29 protein-coding genes, 1 tRNA gene and 1 pseudogene are annotated in these 25,752 nt (G+C 61.1%); 17 read left to right on the plus strand and 14 right to left on the minus strand.

Annotated elements, in window-relative coordinates:
* Positions 1–91 precede the first annotated feature (91 nt).
* Together AC07OP_RS18705 and AC07OP_RS18710 are read left to right on the plus strand one after the other, a co-directional pair.
* Complete coding sequence (locus tag AC07OP_RS18705) at positions 92–1,714, plus strand: ABC-F family ATP-binding cassette domain-containing protein (RefSeq protein WP_495102119.1); 1,623 nt, start codon at positions 92–94, stop codon at positions 1,712–1,714.
* Positions 1,715–1,783: 69 nt separating this feature from the next.
* A complete protein-coding gene (locus AC07OP_RS18710) occupies positions 1,784–2,488 on the plus strand; it encodes a YoaK family protein (protein ID WP_495102120.1) in 705 nt (234 codons plus the stop codon).
* Between the two features lie 144 nt (positions 2,489–2,632).
* Here AC07OP_RS18710 and AC07OP_RS18715 read toward each other — a convergent pair whose 3' ends face one another.
* The 4 genes from AC07OP_RS18715 to AC07OP_RS18730 form a co-directional block, all read right to left on the minus strand.
* Positions 2,633–2,986, minus strand: a complete 354-nt coding sequence (locus AC07OP_RS18715; RefSeq protein ID WP_027606604.1) for a hypothetical protein — start codon at positions 2,984–2,986, stop codon at positions 2,633–2,635.
* 172 nt (positions 2,987–3,158) lie between these two features.
* Positions 3,159–3,470: an AzlD domain-containing protein gene (locus AC07OP_RS18720; protein WP_495102121.1), complete on the minus strand. Its 312-nt coding sequence runs from the start codon at positions 3,468–3,470 to the stop codon at positions 3,159–3,161.
* Positions 3,467–4,162, minus strand: coding sequence for an AzlC family ABC transporter permease (locus tag AC07OP_RS18725; protein ID WP_027606606.1), 696 nt, complete (start codon positions 4,160–4,162; stop codon positions 3,467–3,469). The genes AC07OP_RS18720 and AC07OP_RS18725 overlap by 4 nt, the downstream gene beginning before the upstream one ends.
* Positions 4,163–4,233: 71 nt before the next feature.
* Positions 4,234–4,449, minus strand: coding sequence for a hypothetical protein (locus tag AC07OP_RS18730; RefSeq protein ID WP_025856028.1), 216 nt, complete (start codon positions 4,447–4,449; stop codon positions 4,234–4,236).
* Between the two features lie 176 nt (positions 4,450–4,625).
* Here AC07OP_RS18730 and AC07OP_RS18735 point away from each other — a divergent pair, with 176 nt between their 5' ends.
* The 8 genes from AC07OP_RS18735 to AC07OP_RS18770 all read left to right on the plus strand — a co-directional run bounded on the left by AC07OP_RS18735 (position 4,626) and on the right by AC07OP_RS18770 (position 12,796).
* The gene (locus tag AC07OP_RS18735) at positions 4,626–4,982 is read left to right on the plus strand and encodes a metalloregulator ArsR/SmtB family transcription factor (protein WP_495102122.1); all 357 of its coding nucleotides are present in this window, start codon (positions 4,626–4,628) and stop codon (positions 4,980–4,982) included.
* 19 nt (positions 4,983–5,001) lie between these two features.
* Complete coding sequence (locus AC07OP_RS18740) at positions 5,002–6,285, plus strand: arsenic transporter (RefSeq protein WP_065941578.1); 1,284 nt, start codon at positions 5,002–5,004, stop codon at positions 6,283–6,285.
* A gap of 13 nt (positions 6,286–6,298) precedes the next feature.
* Positions 6,299–6,784 (plus strand): arsenate reductase ArsC, encoded by a 486-nt coding sequence (locus tag AC07OP_RS18745; protein WP_495102123.1) that lies wholly within the window; start codon positions 6,299–6,301, stop codon positions 6,782–6,784.
* 84 nt (positions 6,785–6,868) lie between these two features.
* A complete protein-coding gene (locus AC07OP_RS18750) occupies positions 6,869–7,480 on the plus strand; it encodes a LysE family transporter (protein ID WP_092357932.1) in 612 nt (203 codons plus the stop codon).
* Positions 7,481–8,205: 725 nt separating this feature from the next.
* Positions 8,206–10,920, plus strand: a complete 2,715-nt coding sequence (gene mgtA / locus AC07OP_RS18755; RefSeq protein WP_495102124.1) for a magnesium-translocating P-type ATPase — start codon at positions 8,206–8,208, stop codon at positions 10,918–10,920.
* A gap of 65 nt (positions 10,921–10,985) precedes the next feature.
* A complete protein-coding gene (locus tag AC07OP_RS18760) occupies positions 10,986–11,333 on the plus strand; it encodes a DUF2493 domain-containing protein (protein ID WP_065927468.1) in 348 nt (115 codons plus the stop codon).
* Positions 11,334–11,352: 19 nt separating this feature from the next.
* Positions 11,353–12,174 (plus strand): PA4824 family protein, encoded by an 822-nt coding sequence (locus AC07OP_RS18765; protein ID WP_495102125.1) that lies wholly within the window; start codon positions 11,353–11,355, stop codon positions 12,172–12,174.
* A 94-nt stretch (positions 12,175–12,268) separates the two neighbouring features.
* Entirely contained in the window at positions 12,269–12,796 is a 528-nt protein-coding gene (locus AC07OP_RS18770; RefSeq protein ID WP_495102126.1) for a DinB family protein, read from the plus strand.
* Positions 12,797–12,798: 2 nt separating this feature from the next.
* Here the strand turns inward: AC07OP_RS18770 and AC07OP_RS18775 are convergent, their stop codons facing one another.
* On the minus strand, positions 12,799–13,257 hold the full coding sequence (locus AC07OP_RS18775) for a GFA family protein (RefSeq protein WP_065927465.1): 459 nt from the start codon (positions 13,255–13,257) through the stop codon (positions 12,799–12,801).
* A 196-nt stretch (positions 13,258–13,453) separates the two neighbouring features.
* Between AC07OP_RS18775 and AC07OP_RS18780 the strand changes: the two genes are divergently transcribed.
* Positions 13,454–13,735 (plus strand): hypothetical protein, encoded by a 282-nt coding sequence (locus tag AC07OP_RS18780; RefSeq protein WP_146476314.1) that lies wholly within the window; start codon positions 13,454–13,456, stop codon positions 13,733–13,735.
* Between the two features lie 45 nt (positions 13,736–13,780).
* Here the strand turns inward: AC07OP_RS18780 and AC07OP_RS18785 are convergent, their stop codons facing one another.
* Together AC07OP_RS18785 and AC07OP_RS18790 are read right to left on the minus strand one after the other, a co-directional pair.
* Positions 13,781–13,972 (minus strand): hypothetical protein, encoded by a 192-nt coding sequence (locus AC07OP_RS18785; RefSeq protein ID WP_027606617.1) that lies wholly within the window; start codon positions 13,970–13,972, stop codon positions 13,781–13,783.
* Positions 13,973–14,067: 95 nt separating this feature from the next.
* Positions 14,068–14,505 (minus strand): hypothetical protein, encoded by a 438-nt coding sequence (locus AC07OP_RS18790; protein ID WP_495102127.1) that lies wholly within the window; start codon positions 14,503–14,505, stop codon positions 14,068–14,070.
* A 251-nt stretch (positions 14,506–14,756) separates the two neighbouring features.
* On the opposite strand from AC07OP_RS18790, the gene AC07OP_RS18795 reads away from it, so the two are divergent.
* The 5 genes and pseudogenes from AC07OP_RS18795 (at position 14,757) to AC07OP_RS18815 (ending at position 16,169) form a co-directional block, all read left to right on the plus strand.
* Positions 14,757–14,843, plus strand: a tRNA-Leu gene (locus AC07OP_RS18795).
* 162 nt (positions 14,844–15,005) lie between these two features.
* Positions 15,006–15,191: pseudogene (locus AC07OP_RS18800) on the plus strand (integrase arm-type DNA-binding domain-containing protein); the annotation flags it as partial.
* Positions 15,136–15,312, plus strand: coding sequence for a death domain-containing protein (locus tag AC07OP_RS18805; RefSeq protein ID WP_486363881.1), 177 nt, complete (start codon positions 15,136–15,138; stop codon positions 15,310–15,312). The pseudogene AC07OP_RS18800 and the gene AC07OP_RS18805, both read left to right, overlap by 56 nt.
* Before the next feature lie 207 nt (positions 15,313–15,519).
* Entirely contained in the window at positions 15,520–15,810 is a 291-nt protein-coding gene (locus AC07OP_RS18810) for a type II toxin-antitoxin system ParD family antitoxin (protein ID WP_020295091.1), read from the plus strand.
* A gap of 2 nt (positions 15,811–15,812) precedes the next feature.
* A complete protein-coding gene (locus AC07OP_RS18815; RefSeq protein ID WP_020295092.1) occupies positions 15,813–16,169 on the plus strand; it encodes a type II toxin-antitoxin system RelE/ParE family toxin in 357 nt (118 codons plus the stop codon).
* A 207-nt stretch (positions 16,170–16,376) separates the two neighbouring features.
* On the opposite strand, the gene AC07OP_RS18820 is transcribed toward AC07OP_RS18815, so the two are convergent.
* From AC07OP_RS18820 to AC07OP_RS18845, 6 genes are all read right to left on the minus strand, one after another.
* Positions 16,377–16,676 (minus strand): Arm DNA-binding domain-containing protein, encoded by a 300-nt coding sequence (locus AC07OP_RS18820; RefSeq protein WP_495102128.1) that lies wholly within the window; start codon positions 16,674–16,676, stop codon positions 16,377–16,379.
* 490 nt (positions 16,677–17,166) lie between these two features.
* Positions 17,167–18,042 (minus strand): alpha/beta fold hydrolase, encoded by an 876-nt coding sequence (locus tag AC07OP_RS18825; RefSeq protein ID WP_495102129.1) that lies wholly within the window; start codon positions 18,040–18,042, stop codon positions 17,167–17,169.
* Complete coding sequence (locus tag AC07OP_RS18830; protein ID WP_495102130.1) at positions 18,035–19,681, minus strand: dipeptide ABC transporter ATP-binding protein; 1,647 nt, start codon at positions 19,679–19,681, stop codon at positions 18,035–18,037. Before AC07OP_RS18830 ends, AC07OP_RS18825 begins: the two co-directional genes overlap by 8 nt.
* On the minus strand, positions 19,678–20,505 hold the full coding sequence (locus AC07OP_RS18835) for an ABC transporter permease (protein ID WP_495102131.1): 828 nt from the start codon (positions 20,503–20,505) through the stop codon (positions 19,678–19,680). The genes AC07OP_RS18830 and AC07OP_RS18835 overlap by 4 nt, the downstream gene beginning before the upstream one ends.
* The gene (locus AC07OP_RS18840) at positions 20,505–21,482 is read right to left on the minus strand and encodes an ABC transporter permease (protein WP_495102132.1); all 978 of its coding nucleotides are present in this window, start codon (positions 21,480–21,482) and stop codon (positions 20,505–20,507) included. Before AC07OP_RS18840 ends, AC07OP_RS18835 begins: the two co-directional genes overlap by 1 nt.
* Positions 21,479–23,062, minus strand: a complete 1,584-nt coding sequence (locus AC07OP_RS18845; protein ID WP_495102133.1) for an ABC transporter substrate-binding protein — start codon at positions 23,060–23,062, stop codon at positions 21,479–21,481. The genes AC07OP_RS18840 and AC07OP_RS18845 overlap by 4 nt, the downstream gene beginning before the upstream one ends.
* Positions 23,063–23,379: 317 nt before the next feature.
* On the opposite strand from AC07OP_RS18845, the gene AC07OP_RS18850 reads away from it, so the two are divergent.
* Positions 23,380–24,720 carry a tetratricopeptide repeat protein gene (locus tag AC07OP_RS18850; RefSeq protein ID WP_141155003.1) on the plus strand — a complete coding sequence of 447 codons (1,341 nt, stop codon included), beginning with the start codon at positions 23,380–23,382 and terminating at the stop codon, positions 24,718–24,720.
* Between the two features lie 33 nt (positions 24,721–24,753).
* On the opposite strand, the gene AC07OP_RS18855 is transcribed toward AC07OP_RS18850, so the two are convergent.
* On the minus strand, positions 24,754–25,746 hold the full coding sequence (locus AC07OP_RS18855; RefSeq protein ID WP_115488683.1) for a P1 family peptidase: 993 nt from the start codon (positions 25,744–25,746) through the stop codon (positions 24,754–24,756).
* Between the last annotated feature and the right edge of the window lie 6 nt (positions 25,747–25,752).

Raw genomic sequence — 25,752 nt, forward strand, 5'->3', positions numbered from 1 at the left:
GCCGACGTGAATCACTAAGCCTTCCAGAATGTACCTGCAACGAGCCGCCTGGCGCGCTTGTTGGCCTGTCCGACATTTTTTGGAGGTGCTGATGACTGACGTCAACCGGCTGCCCGTATTGGTTTCCCTGCAACACCTGTGCTTCCAGTTCGCCAATGGCGAGACCCTGCTGGACGACCTGAACCTGTCCATCGACCACACGCCCATCGGGATTGTGGGACGCAATGGACGGGGCAAAAGTATCCTCGCCCAATTGATCGCCGGCGTGTTGCCCCCCTCCTCCGGCTCGCTCAAGCGCTCGGCCAGCGTGGCCTATGTCCCCCAGGACATGGCGGTTGCAGCGGAAGACACCGTCGCTGAGCTGACGGGCACCACGCCCGTGCTGGCGGCACTGGCACGCATGGCGGCAGGGACAGCGCAGGTCGATGACCTTGAGTTGATCGACAATCGCTGGGACCTTGCCGAACGCTTGCGCGCCGCACTGGATACGGCAGGCCTTGCGCAGCTGGGTGTGGATACGCCGGCCGATCAACTCAGTGGAGGGCAACTGGCGCGGCTCAGGCTGATCGGCGCCGTGCTGGCCGCACCGCAACTGCTGGTGCTCGATGAACCCACCAACCACCTCGACAGCGCCGGCCGCAGGTGGCTGCTGCACCTGTTGCAGGAATGGCGCGGCGGCCTGGTGGTGGTGAGCCACGACCGGCAAATACTCAACACCCTCGGGCGCATCATTGAACTGTCCCCACTCGGCCCTCTCGTCTACGGCGGCAACTATGATGCCTATCGCCTGCAGCGCGACACCGAACAGCACGCCGCCGTCGCGGCGCTGGAGCACGCACGCCTTGAACGCAACCGCGAACGCCGGCGCGTGCAGAAAGATCATGACAGCCTGCAACGCCAGGCGGCGCGCTCCCGCAAGCACGCCGAGACGGCCAATGTGGATCGGTTTACCAAGGCGCGCTGGAAAAGCGCCGCCACCGAAGTCGTCGGCACCGTGCGCAGTGCCCATCACGCGTACAAACACGCGCTGGATGAGCAGGTGCGCCAAGCCTACGAGCGCGTGGTGGATGAAACGCCGACCCTGTTGGCCTTGCCGGGGTCGATCGTGCCCAATGGCCGTCAGGTGGTGGCCTTGACGGAGGTCCGGTTGCCCTGGCTGGAGCATCCCGCCCTCACACTCAACTTCACAGGGCCGGTGCGCGTGGCCGTGCAGGGACCGAACGGCTGCGGCAAATCCACCCTGCTCAAGGTACTGGCCGGCCAATTGCAGCCCGCCAGCGGTGAGTGCACGGTGCCGGTGCCCTGCGCGTATATCGACCAGCACCAGGCGCTGCTGGATGACCGACGCTCCCTCGTCGAACAGCTCAACCTGCTCGACACACCGCTGCCCGAAGCCGAACTGCGTACGCGCCTGGCCTTGCTGCAACTGGATGCCCGGCGGGTCACCCAACCGACCGCGCACCTCAGCGGCGGCGAGCGGTTGAAAGCCGCGATGGCGATTGCCCTGTGGGGTGAAACACCCGCGCAACTGCTGTTGCTTGATGAGCCCACCAACCACCTGGACCTGGAATCGGTGATCGCCTTTGAACAGGCGCTGCAGGGCTTCAGCGGGGCAATGATGGTTGTATCCCATGATGAAGCGTTCATCCAGGCGCTCGGGCCAACCCACCGTTTGCTCTGGCAACCTGAGGGTTGGCGCCTGGAGTGTGTCTGAGGTCATTGCGCGCGCAATCAAAGCGTCCTAGGGTAGTGGCCGGATAATCTCACCGAGGAACCCGGCCCTATGCTGCCTTCGCCCAACAAGCCTTATGCCAATGCCGCACTGGCCCATCAAAAGCGCTGGCGCGGCCGTGTCGGCCTGATGCTGGTGGCCAGCCTTTCGGTATTGGCGGGCATGACTGACGCCATCGGCTTCATGGCCAGCGGCGACTTTGTTTCATTCATGAGCGGCAACACCACGCGCCTGGCAGTGGCCATCAGTGTGGGGGATCTCGGCTTGACCGCACGCCTGCTGTTGCTGGTCGCCACATTCGTCGCCGGTAACGCCTTGGGCGTAGTGGTCGGCCGTCTCAGCCGGCGCCATGCGCTGCCCCTGTTGTTGTGTATCGCCACCTTGCTCTGCGGCGCAGCCTTGCTGCCCTTCACCGACACCTTGCCGGCGCTGCTGGCGGCGATCATTGCGATGGGCATGCTCAACGCAGCCGTGGAAGAGGTCAACGGCTTGCCGGTGGGGCTGACCTACGTGACCGGCGCACTGTCACGCTTTGGGCGCGGGCTGGGACGCTGGATGCTGGGGGAGCGCCGCAACGGCTGGCGGGTGCAACTGATTCCGTGGGCGGGGATGTTTGTCGGCGCGGTGATTGGCGCGTTGCTGGAGCAGCACATGGGGCTGAGGGCGCTGGTGGTCAGCGGTGTATTGGCGGGCGTGTTGGGGCTGGTGTCGCTGAAGATTCCCCGGCGCTGGCATTTGGGTTTTATGCCGCGATAAAGACTAAAGGTGCCCGCCCGACGGTAAGGCCTCGACGTCCGTGTACTGGTAAAGAGCCATTATGTCGGGCGGGCGGATTGAATCATAAGCGAATGTCCGGCGGCTGTCCCGCCGGGCGTTTCCTGAAATGACTAAGGCAACGGATTACAGACAGGTCGCAAGTGCGGCCAAACGACGCTTGGCCGGCATCGTATCTTCAACGGCGTAGTACTTGACGGACGAACCGGCACCGGCGCTTTGCACGTCGACAAAGTAATCGCCACCGGTGGTATAGACGGTGAAACCACCGGCCCCGTTCGGCTCTTTGAAGCCTCCGGCGTCGACGCCAAACACGCTTTCATCCTGCCAGCCGAACTGGATGCACTCGGCAACCACCAGCGTGGCCTTGTCCGATGCCATGGCCTTGTAGGGAGCCCCCAGGCGTGCCTCGTTCATCTTCGAGCCCGCGCAACCGGCCAGTGCCGTCAATACCAATGCGCCCATTACCACCTTGTGCATGCCCTTGCCTCGTTGTAAAAAAAACGCGACTGTACCATTGCCGCAAGGCTGACTGACGCCCCCATGAATTTTGTTTCACTGTGGAGGGAGAATATGCCGCCTATAGTGGCCTGGCTCATTTTTAGAAGTGTCCTTCTGCCCGCCCTCCCGCGGGCTTTTTTTCGCCTGCGCTTCAGAGCCACCAGCAAAACAGGTAGAACAACGCCATGCTCAGCAGCACGGTCATCAATACGTTGCGCGTCCAGAACATCAGCGCCACGGCGCAGATACCGGCCAGCAAGTACGGATTGGCCGGGCTCAGGTTGAGCTGGTGATCAGCCAGGAAAATAATCGGCCCGCAGATCGCCGTGAGCATGCCCGGCACCGCAAACCCGAGAAACTCCCGTGCCCCACGGCTGAGGCGCACCGGCAGGCGCGGCTCGATAAACAAATAGCGGTTGAAAAAAACCACCAGGCCCATGGCCACAATCATCAGGTAAATCATCGCTGCCCAACCCCCAGGCGTTTGCAGAAAAACCCTGCGCTCATGCCGAGCACACCCGACACCACCACCGCCGACTCCCAGTGCAGGAAGCTCAGCCATACCGAAAACAACAACGACACCGCCACGCAGACCACCGTCGGCACATCGCGTACCACCGGGGTGATCAGCGCGATAAAGGTGGCGGCGATGGAAAACTCCAGCCCCAACTGATCAAGGCCAGGGATGCTTTTGCCAAGCACGATACCCGCCAGGGTGAACAGGTTCCAGGCGATATAAAACGTCAGGCCAACGCCCAGGGCGTACCAGCGATTGAAGGTTTCACGGTCATAGTGGTTGACCAGCGCAAAGAACTCATCGGTCAGCAGAAAGCCCAGGCTCATGCGCCAGCGGGTCTTGAGCGGCGAAAGAATCGGGCGCAGGTGCATGCCATACAGCAGGTGCTGGGAGGTCAGCAGCAAGGTGGTCAACACGATGGAAATCAGGCTCGCACCGCTCTTGACCATGCCAATGGCGACCAACTGCGCAGCGCCGGCAAACACAATGGCGGACAAGCCCTGGGCTTGCAGTGGCGTGAATTGCGCATCGATGGCCATGGAACCGGCCAGCAGCCCCCAGGGTGCACAGGCCAGGGACAGGGGAATGACGGCGATTGCACCGCGAGCGAAGGCGTAATGAGGTAAGGCAGCAGGCATGGAAACGGCTCATCGACAGACAGTCCATAAGCATGCCAGCGCAAGATGGAGCTTGTCTTGAACGATCTTGCTCAGGCGAGCCTGACCGACACCTGCTCCACCGAGTCCCGCGCTTCACGCAGTTCGTGAGCGTCCTGGTTGAGCCGGTGAATGGTGTTGAGCAAGCGCTGGCGCAGCACTTCATCGCCGAGCTTTTCAACGGCACGCATCAGGTCGAATGCCGCTGTTTCGTTATTTTCCGCGACGGAATCCAGGGTTTTGCGCAGGTTGCGAGTGGCTCGGGTCACGCGGGTCTTCCTTCATCAGCAATGGGGAGGCACTTTAGGACATTCGTGTTTCATTTTAATTTCAACCACTTGTGGCAGTTTTACCGAGGTTTGATCCATATCAATTGAAACAGGATTTGACCGAAACATATGGACATACGTATATTCGAATTTCCATATGTATGTAGGCAATGGTCATGTCGGAACCCCTTACACCGCCCACCCTGTTCAAATGCCTGGCCGACGCCACGCGCGCACGCCTGACGCTATTGATTCAGCGTGAAGGCGAACTTTGCGTGTGCGAACTGATCCATGCCTTGGACGACAGCCAGCCCAAAATCTCCCGTCACCTGGCGCAACTGCGCAGTTGCGGTGTGCTGCTGGATCGTCGCCAGGGCCAATGGATCTACTACCGCGTCAACCCGGCACTGCCCGATTGGGTGAACCAGGTGCTGGACATCACCCTGCAAGCCAACCAGCCATGGCTGCACAACGACACACAGCGTCTGGATGCCATGGGCGACAGACCACAACGAGACAGCACCTGCTGCTGAGCCACCGGAGCGTTAATTCATGCTTGTCGCAGTCGCCATTTTTATTTTCACCATCGTCCTGGTCATCTGGCAGCCCAAGGGTCTCGGAGTGGGCTGGAGCGCCACGATGGGCGCGATCCTGGCCCTGGCCTGTGGCGTGATCAGCCTGGCGGATATCCCGGCGGTCTGGCACATCATCTGGAATGCCACCGGGACGTTTGTCGCACTGATCATCATCAGCCTGCTGTTGGACGAAGCCGGGTTCTTTGCCTGGACGGCACTGCATGTGGCGCGCTGGGGGCGCGGGCGTGGCCGGCGCTTGTTTGCCTATATGGTGCTGCTCGGCGCCCTGGTGTCGGCACTGTTTGCCAACGACGGCGCGGCGCTGATCCTCACCCCCATCGTGATGTCGATGCTGCTGGCACTGCGCTTTTCGCCGGCGGCGACCTTGGCGTTTGTGATGGGCGCGGGGTTTATCGCCGACACGGCGAGCCTGCCGCTGGTGGTGTCGAACCTGGTGAACATCGTCTCGGCGGACTATTTCAAGATCGGCTTCAACGAATATGCCGCGGTCATGGTGCCGGTCAACGTCGTCAGTGTCGCCGCCACCCTGGCGGTACTGCTGTGGTTCTTCCGCCGCGATATTCCGCAGACCTACGACCCTGCCGACCTGGCAGACCCCGCCAGCGCGATCCACGACCGCGCCACCTTCCGCGCCGGTTGGTGGGTGCTCGGCATCCTGCTGATCGGTTGCTTTGCCCTGGAACCCCTGGGCATTCCCATCAGCGCGATTTCCGCGGTGTGCGCCGTGCTCCTGCTGGTGATCGCCGCCAAGGGCCACAAGATCTCCACGCGCAAGGTGCTGAAGGAAGCCCCGTGGCAGATCGTGGTGTTTTCCCTGGGGATGTACCTGGTGGTCTACGGCTTGCGTAACGCCGGCCTCACCACCTACCTGGCGACCTGGCTCGATACCTTTGCCACTTACGGCGTGTGGGGTGCGGCCATGGGCACCGGCGTGCTGACGGCCTTGTTGTCCTCGGCGATGAACAACCTGCCGACGGTATTGATCGGTGCGCTGTCCATCGAATCCAGCCATGCCGTGGGCGTGGTCAAGGATGCGATGATCTACGCCAACGTGATCGGCAGCGACCTGGGCCCGAAAATCACCCCCATCGGCAGCCTGGCCACCCTGTTGTGGCTGCATATCCTGGCGCGCAAGGGCATCACCATCACCTGGGGCTACTACTTCAAGGTCGGGATTGTGCTGACCTTGCCGGTGCTGCTGATCACCCTCGCCGCCCTCGCGTTACGCTTGAGCATCTAACGGAGAAACCGCAATGAAAGTCCTGTTCATGTGCACCGCTAACAGCTGTCGCAGCATCTTGTCCGAGGCGATGTTCAACCACCTGGCCCCCCAGGGTTTTACCGCGGTCAGCTCCGGCAGCTTTCCCAAGGGCCAGGTCCTGCCGCGCAGCCTGAGCACGTTGCAGGCAGCGGGCATCAGCACCTTAGGCTTGTACAGCAAGGGCAATGACGCGTTTGAAGGCAGCCCGCCGGATGTGGTCATCACCGTCTGCGACAAGGCGGCGGGCGAAGCCTGCCCGGTGTATTTCGGGCCGGCGGTGAAGGCGCATTGGGGCTTGGCAGATCCCTCGGAGGTTCAAGGTGACCAGGCCAGCATCCAGGCGGCATTCGATGCCACGCTGGAGACCATCGCCAGCCGTTGCCGGGCGTTTTTCGCCCTGCCCTTTGCCCGCCTCAGCCCTGGCGAGCTGAAGGTCGAACTCGAGCGCATAGCGCTGCTGGACATGAACACACCCTGACGGCTGGATGGATCCGCTGCGACGATATGGATTCCCAGCCCTCTGCCAGCGTATGCTCTCGCACTTTCCTGAAAGGACGCGGGCATGCTGACGATCTTTTTTTACGCACTGGTATTCGGTTTTGTGTTTTGCCTCTCCCCCGGCGCGGTGCTGGCGGAGACCTTGCGCCGTGGCTTGCTGCACGGGTTTACGCCAGCCCTGCTTGTGCAGTTTGGCTCGCTGGTAGGCGATGCCGTGTGGGCGGTGATCGGCCTCACCGGCATCGCACTGTTGATCCAACATGACACCGTGCGCGTGCCGCTGACGATCATCTGCGCGCTGTACCTGGCGTGGCTGGGCGTACGCAGCCTGATCGACGCCTGGCACTTGCCCGAAGCCGATGATGCGCCGGCCAGTACTCGGCAAAATGCGCTGGCCGTGGGCGCGGCGATTTCCCTGGCCAACCCGAAAAACATCGTCTACTGGGGGGCACTGGGCAGCGCGCTGTCAGGCATCGTCGGCGCTACGCCCAGCCATGGGCAGACGCTGATGTTTTTCGCCGGCTTCATGTTGGCTTCGGTGCTGTCATGTTTTCTGATCGCCGCACTGGTGAACCTGCTGCGCAAGAATGCATCGCCCATGTGGCAACGCATCAGTTATGGCGCCTGCGGGTTGGTATTGATCTATCTGGCCGTTCTCGCCGCACAGGGCGTATGAAGTTATATATCGGGTAACTTTCGAGTGTCTCTTGTCTGAATGAACTCTGAACACCGGGCTATTTAATTAATCATACGTTGACATTTTGTAACTGCCTGAGTAGATTGCCCCTGCCCGCAACTGGGGCCTTTTTTAACCCTCACAAAAGAAGCCAATGGACACAGTATCCAGTCGCTGTCCGAGCACCGCCCTGGCGGGCATCGGGCGCCCAATCCAGAACATGACAGGACTCGCCTCCCCGGTCCGGTAAGCTGCGCTGGAGCTTGATGCTCCGCCGTAACTGCCTCGCCGGTCGCCCGTCCGGTCCCGAGGTGTGTTATGACCTTCCCAACCCTTGCTTTGCCCGATGTACCCACACAGGCCGCAGCCTTGCGAGCCAAGCGTTGCCATGCCCGCGTGGTTTTTCTGCCACGACGCACGCCCGGCGTTGCCCCCTCCCCCAAAGACCCGCAGAGACCGCCGCTTTTCAGCCTGGGATAGTGCAGAGCGCCCGCGCCGTTCAATCCCGCTGAAACAATAACTTCCTGATCAAGTCCCTGGAGTTCTTTATGAAACTTTCCAGTTGTAGTTCGCTGCGCGCCTTATAACTAACGCGCCAGTAGAAGTTATCCAAGCATCTTATTTAAACCGATCGCGAAGTCAGCGACTCGGCATGCTTTCGCTCGCCTGTATTCAGGTAAGTACCGGGTATGTTTTGTCGAGAATTGGCGACAGGAGCACAGACAATGAGCGCCGTAAAAAACACGCCACTGCAGAAGAAAACCGGCACCGCCAGCGACACCAAACTGTCGATGCGTGCCGCCCGCGAAGCCCACAACGGCCTGTCGGCCACCTTGGCCAACGTACGCGCCACCCAGGATGGCCTGACCGAACTGGACGCCACTGCCCGCCTGCAACGGGAAGGCCACAACGAAGTGGCCCATGACAAACCGCCTCACGCCATCGTGCAATTCCTGCAGGCCCTGAACAACCCGTTCATCTACGTGTTGCTGACCCTGGGCGGCATCAGCTTTTTCACCGACTGCTGGCTGCCGATGCAGGACGGCGAGGAAGCCGACCCCACCAAGGTCGTCATCATCATGACCATGGTCCTGCTCAGCAGCCTGCTGCGCTTCTGGCAGGAGCACCGTTCGGCCAAGTCCGCCGAAGCCTTGAAAGCCATGGTCCGCACCACTGCCACGGTGCTGCGCCGTGAGCAAGTGGGCAGCCAGCCCACCCTGCGCGAAGTGCCGATGCGCGAGCTGGTGGCCGGCGATATCGTGCAGTTGTCGGCCGGTGACATGATCCCTGCCGACATCCGCCTGATTGAGTCCCGGGACCTGTTTATCAGCCAGGCGGTGCTCACCGGCGAAGCCTTGCCGGTGGAGAAGTACGACACCCTCGGCGACGTCACGCAAAAATCCGCCGGGCCGGTCGCCGCCGACCAGGGCAACCTGCTGGACCTGCCGAACATCTGCTTCATGGGCACCAATGTGGTCAGCGGCCGCGCCAAAGCCGTGGTGGTGGCGACCGGGCCGCGCACCTACTTTGGCTCCCTGGCCAAGGCGATTGTCGGCTCCCGGGTACAGACCGCATTCGATCGCGGGGTGAACAGCGTCAGCTGGCTGCTGATCCGCTTCATGCTGGTGATGGTGCCGATCGTGTTCTTCCTCAACGGCTTCTCCAAGGGCGACTGGGGCGATGCATTTTTGTTCGCCCTGGCGGTCGCCGTGGGCCTGACCCCGGAAATGCTGCCGATGATCGTCAGCGCCAACCTGGCCAAGGGCGCCACGGCGATGGCCAAGCGCAAAGTAGTGGTCAAGCGCCTCAACGCGATCCAGAACTTCGGCTCGATGGACGTGCTGTGCACCGACAAGACCGGCACCCTGACCCAGGACAAGATCATCCTCGAGCATCACGTCAACGCCTTCGGCCAGCGCGATGATGCGGTGCTGTCCCTGGCCTGGCTCAACAGCTACCACCAGAGCGGCATGAAAAACCTGATGGACCAGGCCGTGGTGCAGTTCTCGGAGCAGAACCCCAGGTTCCAGGTGCCGTTTGCCTACAGCAAGGTCGATGAATTGCCCTTCGACTTTGTGCGCCGTCGCCTCTCCATCGTGGTCAAGGACGCTGCCCACGACCATCTGCTGGTGTGCAAAGGCGCTGTCGAGGAGATGCTGGACATTGCCACCCACGTGATGGAGGCCGGCAGTGCCGTGCCTCTGGATGAGCGCCGCCGCGAGGAGTTGCTGGCGATCGCCAATGACTACAACGAAGACGGCTTCCGCGTGCTGGTGGTGGCCACGCGCAACATTCCCAAGGCCCTGGCCCGCCAGCAGTACACCACCGCCGATGAGCGCAACCTGGTGATCCAGGGCTTCCTGACCTTCCTCGATCCGCCCAAGGAAACCGCCGGCCCGGCGATTGCAGCCCTGCAGCAGATCGGCGTGGCGGTCAAAGTCCTCACCGGCGACAACGCCGTGGTCACCAGCAAGATCTGCCGCCAGGTCGGCCTCGAGCCAGGCCGGCCGCTGCTGGGGGTGGAGATCGAGCTTATGGACGACGCCACCCTGGCGCGCCATGTGGAAGAACGCACGGTATTTGCCAAGCTCACGCCGCTGCAGAAATCCCGGGTGCTCAAGGCCCTGCAAGCCAACGGCCACACCGTCGGCTTCCTCGGCGACGGCATCAACGACGCACCGGCATTGCGGGATGCCGACGTGGGTATCTCGGTGGACAGCGGCACGGACATCGCCAAGGAATCGGCCGACATCATCCTGCTCGAGAAAAGCCTGATGGTGCTGGAAGAAGGCGTGCTCAAAGGCCGCGAAACCTTCGGCAATATCATGAAGTACCTGAACATGACCGCCAGCTCCAACTTCGGCAACGTGTTTTCGGTGCTGGTGGCCAGTGCATTCATCCCGTTCCTGCCGATGCTCTCGATCCATCTGCTGCTGCAGAACCTGATGTACGACATCTCCCAGCTGGCCCTGCCGTGGGACAAGATGGACAAGGAGTACCTGGCCAAACCACGCAAGTGGGACGCCAGGAACATCGGCCGCTTCATGATCTGGATCGGGCCGACCTCGTCGATCTTCGACATCACCACCTTTGCCCTGATGTGGTACGTGTTCGCCGCCAACAGCGTGGAAATGCAGACCCTGTTCCAGTCCGGCTGGTTTATCGAGGGCCTGCTCTCGCAAACCCTGGTGGTGCACATGCTGCGCACCCGCAAGATTCCGTTCTTCCAGAGCACGGCCGCATGGCCGGTACTGATGATGACCGGCGTGGTGATTGCGCTGGGCATCTACGTACCGTTCTCGCCCCTGGGCGCCCTGGTAGGCCTGCAACCGCTGCCGCTGGCGTACTTCCCGTGGCTGGTCGGCACGCTGCTCAGCTATTGCTGCGTGGCCCAACTGATGAAAACCCTCTACATCCGCCGCTTCAAGCAGTGGTACTGAGTTCCCCCGCCGTTTAAACGGTGGCGGTCGCCCGGCCGCCACTGTGCATTACAAGGAATAGGATCATGCGCGTCTTGATCTGTGCCGGTCGTCATTACGCCGACTGCAAAAAGTCCCGCCAAGTGCTGGACGCTTACCACCGCCTGCGCCCGGTGCAGGTGCTGATTCACGGCGGCAACCAGTTCCTCGGCAGCGCCATCGAGGACTGGGCGCGGGAACTCGGCATCGACGTGGTGCGCTACCCGCCCAACTGGCAACGCCACGGCAAGCAGGCGGAGCGCCAGCGCAACCATTTCATGCTGACCGACAGCCGCGCGGATGTGGTCATCGCGCTGCCGGGTGGTGACGACACGTCGGAGCTGGTCTGCCAAGCCAGGGCCAGCGGCATTTCGGTGCTGACCGTAGAGAACTGACATTCAAGCGAGGTGCATCATGCACAACAAACACACCCCGAAGCGCCCGGACGGGTTTGCCAAATACCGTGCGCGGCACTATCGCGGCGCGCGCCAGACCCTGCTGCTGTTGCCGCCGGCAAAACAGCGGGCGCTGCGGCGCAACCTGCTGTTTATAGGTATCACCCTGGGTTCGATCCTGTTAATCGCCCTGGTGTCCAAGGCCCATGCCGCCGGTGGCGCCTATGTGGTCGATGACGGCGCAATCAACGCACCGGGTGCCTGCAATCTCGACGCCTGGTACAACGCCGACCGGCACGTCGGCAGCACGCACACGGCAACGCTGTCTCCCGCGTGCACGTTCAGCGCACTGCCTTCGGTGCAGTGGGGCGCGGCGCTGTCACGGGCCGACAGCGCAGGCCGGGGCGAGACCCAGGTGAGTCCGCAACTCAAGGCGCAGGTGCTGTCACGGCAAGACCTGGGGCTGGAAATGGCGATCTCCGCCGGGGCACATCTTGCCCTTGATCGACGACACGGGTTCGACGGCGCCGACTTCACGCTCCCATTGACCTGGCAACCGCTGGCACCCCTGCGCTTGAACCTGAATGCCGGCTGGGCCCATGCCTACAACGACGGCGAGCCAACCCAGCGCCTGACCTGGGGCACCGGCGTCGAGTATCAACTGATGGATGCCCTTACGCTGATCGCTGAACGTTACGGCCAGGAAGGCGGTGACCAGGCCTGGCAAGCAGGGCCGCGCCTGCACTTCGGGGAATTTGTCGACGTCGACCTGGTGCTCGGGCGCGACCTGGGCGGTGAACGTAATCAATGGCTGACCACCGGTGCGACGCTCAGGTTTTAGGCCTGGCCTGCTGCTCCAGGTGCAGTTGCCGTGGCGGGTCGTCCAGGTAATTGCCTTATGATGGCGGCACCATTGCCAACGAGGGGTAAAGCACGTGGACCGTATCGAACAAATGACGCTGCTGGCGACCTACAACCAGTGGATGAACCGCAAGGTCTATGACGCGGCTGCCAGGCTTACGGACGATGAGTTGCGCGTGGACCGCCAAGCGTTTTTCGGCTCGGTGTTCGGCACGCTCAACCATCTCACGTTGGGCGACACCGTCTGGCTCAAACGCTTTGCCCTGTACCCCGCCGGCTACGCGGCGCTGGCGCCGCTGAACAGCATCGCCGCGCCGTCGGACCTCAAGCAACTGGCGTTCGTCGACCTGGGTGAACTCGCCGCCCGGCGGCGTTGGCTGGACCAATTGATCATCGATTGGGTGCACACCCTGCGCGAACCCGACCTCGACCATCGCCTGCACTACCACAACATGCGCGGCGCGGCGGCCAGCAAGCCGTTCGGCGCCCTGCTGGTGCATTTTTTCAATCACCAGACCCACCATCGAGGCCAGGCCACCACGCTGCTGACCCAGGCCGGGCAGGACGTGGGCGATACGGACCTGCTCGCCTTGATTGACTGAACTCAGCGAGCGCTGAATTCGGCATAGGCCTGCAGCAACCGTGCAAAGTCCTCGGGTTGCGGCAACTGCTCGAAGCTTTCGACTGCCGGCGTGGTAGCCCAGGCCAGTTTTTCGCGGGTCCAGGTTTCCATAAAGGGCACGTACTCCGCGGCATTATCCAACAACGTCGCACGCACGTTGACGAACTCATCGATGCCATGGGGGCGGGTAAACAGCCAGCTCATGCAGTGCGGGCAGCAATAGTGACGATCGACCCCGTGCAGGCCGCCGACCACCGGGCAGCCCTGGGTCACCGTGAACGCGCTGGCGGGAATCAGTGCACTGAGGGAGAACGCACTGGCGGTCATCTTCTGGCAGCCGGTGCAGTGGCACGCCATGGTAATCACCGGCGCCTGGCTCACGCTGAAGCGCACCCGGTTACAACGGCAACTGCCTTCCAGGGGCAGGGTTTCGACGCTCATCACACACTCCTTTTCATGATCAGTGGCGTGGCAGGGTAGCGCCGAGGCGGGGGTGTTGAACAGGTCCGGGGGCAAAACCGAACGCTGCTGCGCCCATGGGGTCGTAACCTCAGGTGCCGGGACTTTTCAGCCCCGCCCTCCCCGCGTGCATTGTGGGTTTACCGATGTGCGTACCCAATAAGAAGGAGACGCTTACATGGTCATTCACTTCAAGGTGGCCGGGCATTTGGCCTGCGGCCATCACGGCAATAACCTGCCCTCCAGCACCGAGCTGAATCGGGTCAAGTGCCGCACCTGCCGCAACACCGATGCCTACAAGGAAGCGCGCCGCAACCAGCGCAACGCCGCACGCCGTGCTTCGCGCCAGGCCAAGACCCACACCAGCACCGACTGGCGCAGTGCCTGGACGCAGCGCCTGACCGACCTGCCAGGGCGACAACGCCTGCCCCGCGGCTTCGGCGCACAGCCTTTCGTATAAGCCAGAAACGCAGAAGCCCCGGACAAACCGGGGCTTCGTTTTCAATCAATCATCATTGGACACCGGCCTGTTGCGTGCCTGGTAACCCGGCAACGTGGCGGCATACGCCAGTGCCTGTTCACGGGAATTGAAGGACGCCAGCCGATCCTGGGGCGTACACACCCGCCATGGCCCGAAATTGACCTGCACGATGTCGTACCCATTCAGGTGCAGCTTCTTCAGCAGTGGAGCGCTCATAGTCACCTCGCTTTCCTGAGATTTCCCAGCGTTGCACGCCCTACCTTACACCCGCATCCAGGCTCATGACCGACCGCATGTCGCATGCGGCCAGGCTACTTGACCTTGCTGCTCAAGGTATCCACGCTGCGCTTGAGATCATCCAGGCTGCGCTTCAAACCGTCGATATCGCTTTTCTGCCGTTCGATCGTGCTGTTCTGATCCTCGACCGTGCGCTTGAGGCTCGCCAACTGGCTGTCACTGGAACTGGCGCTCGAACCGTCCCTGCGCTTGAACTCATCGAACGCGCGGTCCTGCCCCTCCAGCTTGCCTTTCAGGCCTTGTACCTCACTCTCGGTACGTTTCTGCGCAGCCTGCAGCTGTTCAATATCCCCCACCGAAATGCTCGACGCCTTCAACACATACTGATTGCCCGCTTCCAGCGAAGCCCCCGTCAACCGATCACCGCCTGACGCGCTGAAATCCCCCCACTTCACCGCACTCCCAGCCTGTGCCGTACCGGCCAACAGTCCCACGACACCTGCAATAACCATCCAATAGCGCCTGCGAACACTGAGCATCAACTGATTCCTTTTCAGACTGCCGGGATGGCATATCGCTATGACTGTCATTTATGCCGCTTGTTCCCGTACCGTAGGAATCCTCTGGTTCGCCTGTTAAAGCCGATGTAGATCACTGATCTGCCAAGCTTTTTCATACGCCGTCCATGCAAGAAAGCGGCAGCCCGACCTTGCGTCGAAGCGCCTGGATCTATATATTCCCAACCCTGCAACAACGCGCTACCGCCCGAATGGCGAAACTGGTAGACGCATGGGACTTAAAATCCCCCGCTCGTAAGGGCGTCCCGGTTCGATTCCGGGTTCGGGCACCATCTCTAGTTCCACTGACAGCCAGTAAAGTCCATGGAACCCTTTAAAACCCGCCACTTGGCGGGTTTTTTCGTTTATGGCGTTCCGTCGGTTTCTGTCGAGTTCCAGGCTTTTTAGGTATAGCTTTAGAGATACAAGCCAGTTCGATAATGGGTTGTATACTTATGCCACGTACCACTGCTCCCCTCACTGACGCTGCTTGCCGGACGGCCAAACCTAAAGATCGCCCATACGGTCTGTTCGATGGTGATGGTCTTTTTCTGCTAATCCAGCCTAACGGCCGAAAGGGATGGCGTGTACCCAAACCAGCTCGCCTTAGAGGCGGCCGTGATGGAATTAACCCTGAGGGCTGAGCGCCACGGCGCGACAGACACTGGCGACAATGTACGCGGTGCACTTCAAACAATCGGAGAGAACGCCGGACACATCAAACAAGGCCTGGCCAAACTGAAAGGCCAAGGCCCACACTAATCAAGCCGTCCCCGACGTCTCGCCTGCAACAGCCTTTTTGGACTTTGTGCGCATACAGTCCCGAGCCAGCACGCGCTGTTCGGCGCGAAGGATGACCCCGTGCGACCCAGTTCGTCAGATACAGCTCTCAAGCTATGTGTACCTTGGTAAAATGGCATAATATGCCAATGGTCGAAAGAACCTGTTTGCCCAGAGCTGGAGCTAATTATGGCGACGCGAAACGTTGTGCTCACCCCTCACCAGGAACAGGTTATCCATGAACTGGTTCAGTCCGGCCGTTATCAGAATGCCAGCGAAGTGATGCGAGAAGGTTTGCGGCTATTGGAGCAACGCGTCGCCGAAGACACCGCCAAAATTGAGGCCCTGCGTCAGGCGACCTCGATCGGCATCATGGACCTTGAGCACGGGCGCTTCACGCAGTTGAACGAAGGGGATCTGGAGCACTACCTCGAGGGGTTGAGCCTGGAAGCCACCCTCCCCGCGAGGGAAAAACACTGAGCATGCCGCAGTATCGGATTTCCAACGCGGCGCGCGCCGACATTGTCGACATCCTCAGGCTCTCCCAGACGCAGTTCGGCGATCGAGCACGCCAGCGCTACCAGGCACTGATCCTCGCTGCGCTGCAAGCGATTGCCGACACGCCTTATCGCATTGGCAGCCACGACCGCGATGAGCTTGCACCGGGCCTTCGCAGCTATCACCTCATCTATTCACGCCAGCAGGCCAAACACCCCCATGGGACGGTCAACAGCCCACGCCATATCGTGTTCTATCGTGTGGCAAACGACGACGTGATCGAGGTCGTCCGACTTCTTCATGACGCCATGGAAGTGCAACTGCACCTGCCCAACGACTGATCACCGACCTGGCCTAAAGGCTTAACCGGCCATGAACAGCGAAGGTAAGACGCCCCCTCTACATCTCAACCTGAGCGCCCTCGCTGTCAGCCGACTCGGCGGCCAATTGAAGCGGGAGGTTCTGGGTCCGACCGGACTATCGAGACCCACGACCAGAAACACGATGTTCAACTTTGCGTACCACTTTCAATGCTGAACAACCGCTTTCTAGGCGTTTTCCGTAGCCAGGCGCCTGGCATTACGCTCCAGCTGCCGATGGACACGCGGATCGATGCCCCTAGCGACCAGTGCCCTCGCAATATCACGCAGAGCGCGAGCATCTCGTAAGCTAATTTCAGGATAGGTACCGAGAGAAATACGGGGTTGATTATCCGCCCAGGAAAAGCGGAAGTGCCAGCACTTGGCGCCTTTCGTACTCACGAAAAGAGCGAGGCCGTTGTAATCAGGAAGGGTGTAGTCCTTGGCACGGGGTTTGGCGTGTCGGACCGAGGTATCGGTGAGAGCCATCGTACAATCTCCGTCTCGTTTGGATGGAGGAGATTTGTACGGTTTCCAGAGAGGCGAGTCCCACGAAAAAGTGATCTACCAAGCGCCGGATTAATGTACTAAAAAATGTACTAAGAAAACGTGGATGGTAGTGTTTTCGAGTGGAGCTTACTGGAACTAAAAAAGAGGCCGAAGCCTCTTTTTTCAGTTTCTGCAGACTTCAATAGAAACCTGTAGAACAATAATTGGAGCGGGAAACGAGACTCGCATTTGGCGTCCGACCCATTGAAATCTAAGGGGTTTCTTTTCTTACCGAAGCAGGAAAAGACTCAATTCTGGACTTGTTTTTAGGGCGTTTCAAGAGCGAAAAAAGGGTAATCCTAAGCAAGGCTACGGGATTCTACCCTTAGCCAAAAAACAACTACTCATCAGAGTTATATTTAAAGCGCTGCGCTGGATAGAGTACCAATCAATAAGGCCGGCATTCACGTGTTCACCAGCTGAAACCAACTCAATCGGACGAACCTGGACGCTGATCAAGTTTTTTCATCAGCCTCTGGAACGCCGCCAGCACCTGCGCAGGCCGCTCCAACATCAATTGATGACCACACCGCTCCAACACCTCAAAGCTACCCGTTGGCAGCTGTCGGGCGAGCGCTTCCCCCCCACTGGAGGGAGTCAGTCCGTCGCTGTCTCCCGCTAACACATAAGTCGGCAAAGTCAGTCGGGCCAGGGCATCGGCGTCGGGCCATTGGGCATTTTGCAGTAAAGACTTGAACACATACAGACGATTGCGACGGGTCAGGTGTTCCTCGTAGGCCACCAGCCGGGGATCGGCTGCGGGGTGCCACGCACGCTGACGAAAGCCCTTGGCCAGCAACGGCCGCAGCAGCTCCAACACCCAGGCAGGCAGCGACATCAGACCACCATGGCTCAACGGGCGATGCAGTTGTGTGCCTAGCAGCAGGGCGCCATCTATGGTCACCTGCGGCAACCTGCGTGGAAGCTCCAATAAGGCACTCAACCCCAGTCCGGTACCAAAGGAATGGGCGACCAGGATATTCCGCCGTGCAGCGTAGCGGCCCAGTATTTCCAGCTGATCTTCCACCAGTTCCGACCAGGCATAGGCCTGCGGCCGGCGCGGCTTTTCGCTATCGCCGTGCCCCAACAGGTCCCACGCCACCAGGCTGTATCCCTGCTCGGCCAACGCCTGCCATAACTCGCGCCATTGATCCTTGTGACCACCACCGCCATGCCCGAAGAACAGGACTGTGTCTGCCTGATGCGTGCCAGGTTGATAAACGATGCTCAGGTGCCGTCCGGGTCGGATTTCCACCCGCTCGCCCCGCACCAGAGGTAAATCAGAAAATGCGTGTAAATCAGCCATGAGTGGGACAAGCCTCTTGGGATTCAAGGTGTTGAGGAGTGACCGTCGAAGGGTGGGCTGTTCTGGAAAAACCACGCAATAAGGTCTGGGTATAAGCATGTTGCGGATGGGCCAGTAGCGTTGCCGTTTCCCCCTGCTCCACCACATGCCCGCCCTGCATCACGGCAATGCGATCACACAATCTGGCGGCCACTCGCAAGTCGTGGGTGATGAACACAATGCTCAGCTTGAGCCGACGTTGCAGGTCTTCAAGCAACTCGAGAATCTGTACCTGGATCAGCGCATCCAGAGCGGAAACGCATTCGTCCGCGATGAGTATTTTCGGATCCACAGCCAAGGCACGGGCGATACCGATACGCTGGCGCTGACCACCGGAAAACTGATGAGGATAGCGTTCGAACGCGGCTGCGGGCAGCCCAACCAACTCCAGTATTGACCGCGCGCGCCGCTCGGCCTCGGCCTTTGAGTGTCCCTGCACCAGCGGGCCGGTCATGACGATACGGCCGACGGTCTGGCGCGGATTGAGCGAGGCAAACGGGTCCTGGAAAATCATCTGCACATCGCTACGCAATGCTCGCAAACGCCCTTCTGACAGCGCCGTTACATCCTGGCCCAACCATTGAATTTGACCACTTTCAGCACGTAGCAGCCGAACAAGGCAACGCCCCAGAGTGGATTTCCCCGAGCCTGACTCCCCAACAATGCCCAGGGTTTCACCCTCGCGCAGGGTCAACTGAACCTGCGCCAGGGCCTGGGTGGCACGCTTACGCCACCAACCGCTGTTGCTGCGAAACACTTTATTGAGTTGCTCGGCCTTGAGTACCACACTCCCGTCCACCGTGGTGCGCGGGGCCCGCGGTTGCGCCGAGACCGCTGCCAACAGTTGCCGGGTATAAAGCGCCTGAGGCTTGCGCAATACTTGATGGGCGCTGCCCTGCTCCACCAGTCGACCTTTTTCCAGCACCAGCACGCGGTCGGCAATTGCCTCGACCACGGCGAAATCATGGGTGATGAACAACAGCGCCATGCCTTTGTCCTGTTGAATCTTGCGTAACAGATCGATGATCTGCGCCTGGGTGGTCACATCCAGGGCCGAGGTGGGTTCGTCGGCGATCAGTAACGAGGGATCGAACGCCAATGCCATGGCGATGACCACGCGCTGACGCTGACCACCGGAGAGTTCAAAGGGATAGACCAGGCGCAGGCGTTCAGGCTCGGGCAGGCCGACGTAACCCAACAATTCCACCACCCGTCGGCGACGCTCCTGGGCCGATTTCACCCCGTGGGCGTGCAGGGTTTCATCGATCTGCTCACCCACGCGCAACAGCGGGTTCAGCGCGCTCATGGGCTCCTGGAACACCATGCTAATATCTCGCCCGCGCAGCTGACGCATCGCGGTTTCACTGAGCTTCGCCAAGTTTTCACCACGAAACACCAGGCGCCCGCTTTCCACGCTCAGCGGCGTCGGTAACTGCCGCAACAATGCCTTGGCCAACATCGACTTGCCCGAGCCGGACTCGCCCACTACACATAGGCATTCGCCGCTGCGCAATTGCAGCGACAGGTCATACAGCGCGTGACTGCGGTCGGCACCGGCCGGCAAGGCGATACGCAGGTTTTCCACACTGAGCAACGTCATAGCGACCTCCCCGGTTCAAAGGCCACGCGCAAGCCTTCGCCCACCCCGTTCACGGCCAGCACGCACAGCACAATCGCCAACCCCGGCAGGAAGCTCATCCACCAGGCATCCCGCAGCAGCCCACGGGACGCGTTGATCATGTAACCCCAGCTCATGGCCTCAGGGTCGCTCAGGCCGAGAAACGCTAACGCGGCTTCGGTGAGAACGGCAGTGGCCATCACAAAGGTCATGGTCACCAACAACGGCGCCAAGGCATTCGGCAGGATTTGTTGGCAAATGATGCCCAACGGCGATTGCCCCAGCACCCGCGCCGCCTGCACAAACTCACGTTGTCGCAGGGTAAGGAATTCGCTGCGCACCAGCCGCGCGACGCCCGGCCACGCCACCAGCGAAATCGCCAGCACGATGGACCCCAGGGACGGTTCCAGCACCGCCACCAGGATCACCGCCAACACTAACTGCGGAATGATCTGAAAGAACTCGGCGATCCGCATCAGCGCGCCGTCGAGCCATCCACCGAAATAACCGGCGACAGCGCCGACGAGCAGCCCCACCAGCAAGGTCGCCAGACTGGTCAACACCCCCACGGCCAGGGACACACGGGCGCCGTAGAGCAAGCCGCTGCCGAGGTCGCGGCCAAGCATATCGCTGCCCAGCCAGTGCGCCGAATCGTGGAACGGCGGTAGCATCGGCTGGGTGTTCATTTCCCAGGGCGAGCTACTGGTGAGCCACGGCGCGGCAGTCGCCAGTGCTGCTAACACCAGCAAAAACAACGCGCCGGCCAGCGCCGACGGCTGGTGAATAAAGCGTGTGAGCACCGCCATCAGCCCTGTCCTCCAGCGCCAATACGTGGGTCGAGCAAACGGCAAATCACATCGGTCAACACATTGAAGCCCACCACCAAAATCGAGATCACCAGAAAGCCGCCCATCAACACACCGTAGTCACGCTGGGCCAATGAGTCATACATCAAGCGGCCAATGCCAGGCCAGGAGTACACCACCTCCACCAGTAACGCACCGCTGGCCAGTTGGCCGAGTTGCAAACCAGCGAAAGTCACCACCGGCAGCAGTGCATTGCGCAACACATGTACATACAGGATCCGTCGTGGACGCAGGCCTTTGGCGTGAGCAGTGCGCACGTATTCCTGACCAAGAGCATCGAGCACGGCGGCTCGGGTGAGGTGGATATACAGGGCCAGAAACAGCACGCTCAGGGATAGGCACGGCAACAACAGATGCCGCAGGCGATCCAGCAGCGAGAAGTCCCGGCCCACGGTCTCCATACCGAACGCCGGCAACCAATCCAGACTTACGGAGAACAGCAAAATCATCAGCATCGCCAGCCAGAACGGCGGCATCGCGTACAGCAACAAAGCACCATGGGCGATCACACCGTCCAGCCAATGCCGCTTCTGCCGTGCCCGCGCCGCCAGCACACCTAAGGTCACGCCGAGCACGGAAGAAACTACAAAGGCCGAGCCCATCAATGCCAGCGTCGCCGGCAACCGCTCGGCGATCAGCGACCACACCGAGGTCTGATTTCGGTAGGAATAACCCAGGTCCAAGTGGGCGATATTGCCCAGGTATATCAGCAACTGCTGGAGCAGCGGTTTATCCAGGCCCATGGTCTGGCGCAGTTGCTCGATAAACTGCACATCGTCCACTCCTGCCTCTCCGGCCAACAGCAATGCAGGATCGCCCGGCGCCAGTCGAATCAGCAGGAAACTCAGCACCAGCACCGCCACCACCATCAGCAGCGCCTTGACGAGCCGCCCGCTGAGATACAGCACGCCGTTCATGGCGCCAGGGCCTCGAGGTACACGCTCTCGTAGTCCTCGTTAAGGCTGGTAGCGGTCTGCAGCAGGTTTTTCACCTGTTTGTGAAACAGCGTCGGGTAACGCATTTCGAAGATCGGTGCGATGGGCAGGTCGGTGTTCAGCACGTTCTCCAGCTGGCTGTAGAGCTGTTTGCGCTCCGGGCCTTCCGGGGTATCGGCGACTTTCGCCCACAAGGCATCGGCCTCTGCGCTGTTGTAGCCGCTGACGTTGGCGAACGGCGAAGTTTTGAGTATGTAGTCGGAGCGGAACAGATAGGCGCTGGTCAGGTAGGGATCGCCGATCTGGAAGATAAAATTGTAGGTCAGGTCGAAGTCCCAGTCGCTCACGCGCTGGAACCAGGTCGCCGCGTCGGACGTGACCACCTGCACCTTGAAACCCAGGGGTTGCAAGGACTGCTTGGTGTATTCGGCCAGGCGCTCCCAGGCACCACCCTTCTCGCCATTGAGCAGGCGAATGCGCACCGCGCCGACATCCACGCCGGATTCGGCAATCAGCGCTTTGGCCTTTTTCACGTCATAGGCGTACTGCGGCAACTGGGGATCGTGGTAAGGCGAGCTGGACACAAACGGCCCCTGGGCGACCTTGCCCGAGCCGAAGAAGATGTTATCGACGATGAACTGTCGGTTCAGCGCATACAGGATCGCCTGGCGCACCTTGGGGTTGTTCAACGGTGGCTTGCGCGTGTTGATTTGCAGGAAGGCCAGACCCGCGTACAACTCCCAGCCCTTTTCCGACGACTGCACATCGGGCAAGGCGGTCAGGCGCTTAAGGTCGGAGTAATCCGCATCGCCGCTGCGCAGCACTTGCACGTCGTTACGCTCGAACGCGGCGGCACGCGAAGAGGCATCAGGAATAACGTGGAAGATGATGCTGTCGAGGTGCGGCAGGCCCTTTTTCCAGTAGTTGGGGTTCTTGGCCAGCTTGATATAGGCGCCTCGTTTCCACTCGACGAACACAAACGGCCCGGTACCCACCGGTTTTAGGTTGTAGGGGTTGTTACGAAAGTCGGTGTTCTCGTAAAGGTGCTTCGGCACCACCGGGCGCAAGCCGCTGCCCAAGGCCGAAAGCAACGGTGCGAAAGGTTTCTTCAGGTGGAAGACCACCTGCAGCGTACCTTTGGCGGTGATGCTCTCGACGTACTCGGTGATGATACCGCCAAGGCGCTTGTCCACCTCGGGGTAGAAGGTCTGGAAGCTGAACACCACGTCATCGGCGGTGAACGCTGGACCGTCGTGCCAGTGCACGCCGTCCTGCAAGTCCAAGGTATAGGTGAGGCCGTCAGGGGAGATAGTCCAGGCTTTGGCCAATACCGGTTTGGGCGCAAGGTGTGTGTCGAAGGTGAGCAGGCCCTGGAGCACCTTGCCGCTCACGTATTGGGTCGACACATGGCTGACTACGCCGTGCATCAGCGAGGGCGGCTCCGGCTGGGCCACCAGGTTGAGCACCCCGCCCTCCTGGGGTTGCGCTTGAGCCTGGCCGGCCAACAACGTGGTGCACATTGCCACGGACGTGAGGGCACGGCGGAAAGAGAATGAGCGCATGGAGTCTCCTCGAATTGAACAATATAACGAGGGTTTTGCAAGCGTTGTGCCATGGCCGGTTGGGCGGGTATTGCTGGGGTTGGTGGTGATCGCGCTGATGAAAAAACCACAGAGCTGCGCCTGAGTGTGCAAAAAGCAGCAGCAAAGCATTTCAAATGTGGGAGGGGGCTTGCCCCCGATATCGGTCGGTCATCAATGAATGAGCCAACTGACACGTCGCTATCGGGGGCAAGCCCCCTCCCACAGGGGTTCATCGCTGGTCGATGGCACAAGGTTTGCCCCTGTAACCATCATCTGAATAAACGAGCCTCGCCACTATGTCACTGGATTACCTGGGCAACCCCATCGACACCACCGCCCCCACCACCCTCCAAGGGCTGGACGACTTTATAGGCGGCTTCCTCGGCTACCAGCCCCGTGCCGAACGCATCCTTGCCACCGCCGATGCCGATCCCGACTCCGCGCTGGCCAATGCGTTTGCCGGCTTGCTGCTGATGTTCATCGAGTCGCCCGAGGGCCCGGCACTCGCGGAAAAATACCGCCAACGTGCGGCGCACGCCGCTCACCCGCGCGCCCTGCTGTACCTTGGCGTGCTGCAAGCCTGGATCAAGGACGACCTCGATCAAGTCCTGCATTTGAGCGAAAACCTGCTCGACCGATACCCCCGCGACCTGTTTGCCGCCAAGCTCAACCAGTACCTGGAATTCAACCGCGGCAACTGGCCCGCCCTGTTGCGCATCGGCCTAAAGGCCACCGCTGGCGCACCCGATATTGCCCACAGCCACGGCCTGCTGGCCTTCGCCTACGAGCAATGCCACCTGCTCGAAGAAGCCGAAGCCAGCGCGCTGCAAGCCTTGCGCCTGCAACCCTCGGAGCCTTGGGCCCAGCACGCCCTGGCCCATGTGATGCTGACCCAGGGACGTATCGAGGAAGGCACGGCGTTCCTGGAAAGCGTGACCCATCACTGGGACGGTTTGAACTCGTTCATGTACACCCACAACTGGTGGCACCTGGCGTTGTTCTACCTGGCGCGGGGCGAGGATCAGCGCGTGCTGGAGATTTACGACCAACACGTGTGGGGCATCCTCCCGGAATACTCTCAGGACCAGGTCGGCGCCGTGTCCTTGCTCGCCCGATTGGAACTGGCCGGCATCAACGTGGGAGAGCGCTGGCAGGCGCTGGCACCCTATCTGCAACGTCGGGTCTGCGATACGGTACAGCCGTTCCTGAGCGTGCAGTACCTGTATGGCCTGGCCCGGGCGGGCAAGCCGGAGGCGGATAGGTTGCTGGCGGCGCTGCGGCAGTACAGCTTCGACGCACGGCCAGTGTGGGGCGAAGTGACCCTGCCGTTGGCGAAGGGCTTATTGGCCCATGCACGCGGGGACTGGCAACAGTCGCTGGCGCAACTGACGATCGCCCTTCCCCGGCTGAATGAGATTGGTGGCAGCCACGCACAGCGCGATCTGTTTGCCCTGGTGGAGCTGGATGCACGCGTGAAGGCCGGGGATTGGTTGGGTGCGCAGCAGACACTGGAATTGCGGCGCCGGTATGACGGGTGGGATGTGCCGACGAATCGGAGTCTGGTGCAGGTGTATAAGGCGTTGAGGTTGCCGGCGTTGGCGGCAAAGGCACAGACGCGCCTATCACGTTTCACCTGAACAGCAGGAGCCGGTTCCTACAGTTGATCGCGGCTAGCCCCTGGCACTGAACACCCCTCTGGCGATCGCCCGCGCCACGCAATCCGCAGCCGCCGAGCCAATACAACCAATCTCTACCTGCCGCCGTGGGCCATCGCTCAACTCAACCGCCGCCGACGCCAAGGCAAATACAGTGTCCCCATCAAACGGCAAATGCGCCGGACGCACCGCACGGGCAATCCCGTCCTGAGCCATGATCGCCACGCGCTTGCACTCAGCCACAGTGAGCCGAGCGGTACTGGCGACCACCACCAGAGTCGTATTGGCCCCGGCTTGCAGACGGCCCATCGAATCCAGGCGTGACAGCTCCGGCATCGGGTCGCTGCAGTCCATCTCGGCTTCAGGACGCTGGCCACCGAACTCTCCCGCCACTTCCCAAGGCCACGCCCAGAACGTCTGACCATCGGGCATGTACACCGAGCCTATTGGGTTGGCGACCACCAATGCAGCGACGATCAAGCCGTTCCCCAGATTCAGGGACGCGGTACCCAGCCCACCTTTCAGCACCCCGGCCATGGCACCACGACCGGCACCCACCGAGCCCAACTCAAAGTCTTCACCCGCATTGGCCAGCGCCTCGAAGCCCAAGCGTCGGTATGGCGGTTCCAACCCCCAGTCTTTGTCGCCGCCGTTGGCCAGGTCATGCAACACCGCTGCGGGCACGATAGGAATCGCTGGGGCGCCGGGTTTGAGGTGCAGGCCCACTTGGTCGTGGGACAGTTTCGCCGCCACCGCATCCGCCGCCCCCAGGCCGAAGACCGAGCCGCCGGCAAATACCAGAGCATGGAGCTGGCCGACCATGTTTTCCGGCTCAAGCGCAGCCGTTTCGCGCCCGCCAGGGCCACCGCCGCGAATGTCGATGCTGGCGGTCCAGAAACCATTGGGGCGAATCACTGTGACGCCGGTGTCGACGCGCAGGTCCGTGGCGTGGCCGACCGTGAGGCCTGGGATATCGGTGAGGGCATTGCGCGGGCCGGGTCTAGGCATACAGAA

The organism is Pseudomonas sp. GW821-FHT09D08, assembly GCF_059416305.1.

Excerpts from the sequence above, each read along its gene's own strand:
- AC07OP_RS18785 (WP_027606617.1), bottom strand. The coding sequence starts at position 13,972 with ATGAGCGCTCCACTGCTGAAGAAGCTGCACCTGAATGGGTACGACATC.
- AC07OP_RS18835 (WP_495102131.1), bottom strand. The coding sequence starts at position 20,505 with ATGGCGGTGCTCACACGCTTTATTCACCAGCCGTCGGCGCTGGCCGGC.
- AC07OP_RS18720 (WP_495102121.1), bottom strand. The coding sequence starts at position 3,470 with ATGATTTACCTGATGATTGTGGCCATGGGCCTGGTGGTTTTTTTCAAC.
- AC07OP_RS18715 (WP_027606604.1), bottom strand. The coding sequence starts at position 2,986 with ATGCACAAGGTGGTAATGGGCGCATTGGTATTGACGGCACTGGCCGGT.
- AC07OP_RS18775 (WP_065927465.1), bottom strand. The coding sequence starts at position 13,257 with ATGAGCGTCGAAACCCTGCCCCTGGAAGGCAGTTGCCGTTGTAACCGG.
- mgtA (WP_495102124.1), top strand. The coding sequence starts at position 8,206 with ATGAGCGCCGTAAAAAACACGCCACTGCAGAAGAAAACCGGCACCGCC.
- AC07OP_RS18735 (WP_495102122.1), top strand. The coding sequence starts at position 4,626 with ATGTCGGAACCCCTTACACCGCCCACCCTGTTCAAATGCCTGGCCGAC.
- AC07OP_RS18825 (WP_495102129.1), bottom strand. The coding sequence starts at position 18,042 with ATGGCTGATTTACACGCATTTTCTGATTTACCTCTGGTGCGGGGCGAG.
- AC07OP_RS18765 (WP_495102125.1), top strand. The coding sequence starts at position 11,353 with ATGCACAACAAACACACCCCGAAGCGCCCGGACGGGTTTGCCAAATAC.
- AC07OP_RS18855 (WP_115488683.1), bottom strand. The coding sequence starts at position 25,746 with ATGCCTAGACCCGGCCCGCGCAATGCCCTCACCGATATCCCAGGCCTC.
- AC07OP_RS18705 (WP_495102119.1), top strand. The coding sequence starts at position 92 with ATGACTGACGTCAACCGGCTGCCCGTATTGGTTTCCCTGCAACACCTG.
- AC07OP_RS18760 (WP_065927468.1), top strand. The coding sequence starts at position 10,986 with ATGCGCGTCTTGATCTGTGCCGGTCGTCATTACGCCGACTGCAAAAAG.
- AC07OP_RS18850 (WP_141155003.1), top strand. The coding sequence starts at position 23,380 with ATGTCACTGGATTACCTGGGCAACCCCATCGACACCACCGCCCCCACC.
- AC07OP_RS18780 (WP_146476314.1), top strand. The coding sequence starts at position 13,454 with ATGGTCATTCACTTCAAGGTGGCCGGGCATTTGGCCTGCGGCCATCAC.
- AC07OP_RS18750 (WP_092357932.1), top strand. The coding sequence starts at position 6,869 with ATGCTGACGATCTTTTTTTACGCACTGGTATTCGGTTTTGTGTTTTGC.
- AC07OP_RS18815 (WP_020295092.1), top strand. The coding sequence starts at position 15,813 with ATGCCGCAGTATCGGATTTCCAACGCGGCGCGCGCCGACATTGTCGAC.
- AC07OP_RS18710 (WP_495102120.1), top strand. The coding sequence starts at position 1,784 with ATGCTGCCTTCGCCCAACAAGCCTTATGCCAATGCCGCACTGGCCCAT.
- AC07OP_RS18745 (WP_495102123.1), top strand. The coding sequence starts at position 6,299 with ATGAAAGTCCTGTTCATGTGCACCGCTAACAGCTGTCGCAGCATCTTG.
- AC07OP_RS18725 (WP_027606606.1), bottom strand. The coding sequence starts at position 4,162 with ATGCCTGCTGCCTTACCTCATTACGCCTTCGCTCGCGGTGCAATCGCC.
- AC07OP_RS18790 (WP_495102127.1), bottom strand. The coding sequence starts at position 14,505 with ATGGTTATTGCAGGTGTCGTGGGACTGTTGGCCGGTACGGCACAGGCT.
- AC07OP_RS18740 (WP_065941578.1), top strand. The coding sequence starts at position 5,002 with ATGCTTGTCGCAGTCGCCATTTTTATTTTCACCATCGTCCTGGTCATC.
- AC07OP_RS18810 (WP_020295091.1), top strand. The coding sequence starts at position 15,520 with ATGGCGACGCGAAACGTTGTGCTCACCCCTCACCAGGAACAGGTTATC.
- AC07OP_RS18845 (WP_495102133.1), bottom strand. The coding sequence starts at position 23,062 with ATGCGCTCATTCTCTTTCCGCCGTGCCCTCACGTCCGTGGCAATGTGC.
- AC07OP_RS18830 (WP_495102130.1), bottom strand. The coding sequence starts at position 19,681 with ATGACGTTGCTCAGTGTGGAAAACCTGCGTATCGCCTTGCCGGCCGGT.
- AC07OP_RS18840 (WP_495102132.1), bottom strand. The coding sequence starts at position 21,482 with ATGAACGGCGTGCTGTATCTCAGCGGGCGGCTCGTCAAGGCGCTGCTG.
- AC07OP_RS18820 (WP_495102128.1), bottom strand. The coding sequence starts at position 16,676 with ATGGCTCTCACCGATACCTCGGTCCGACACGCCAAACCCCGTGCCAAG.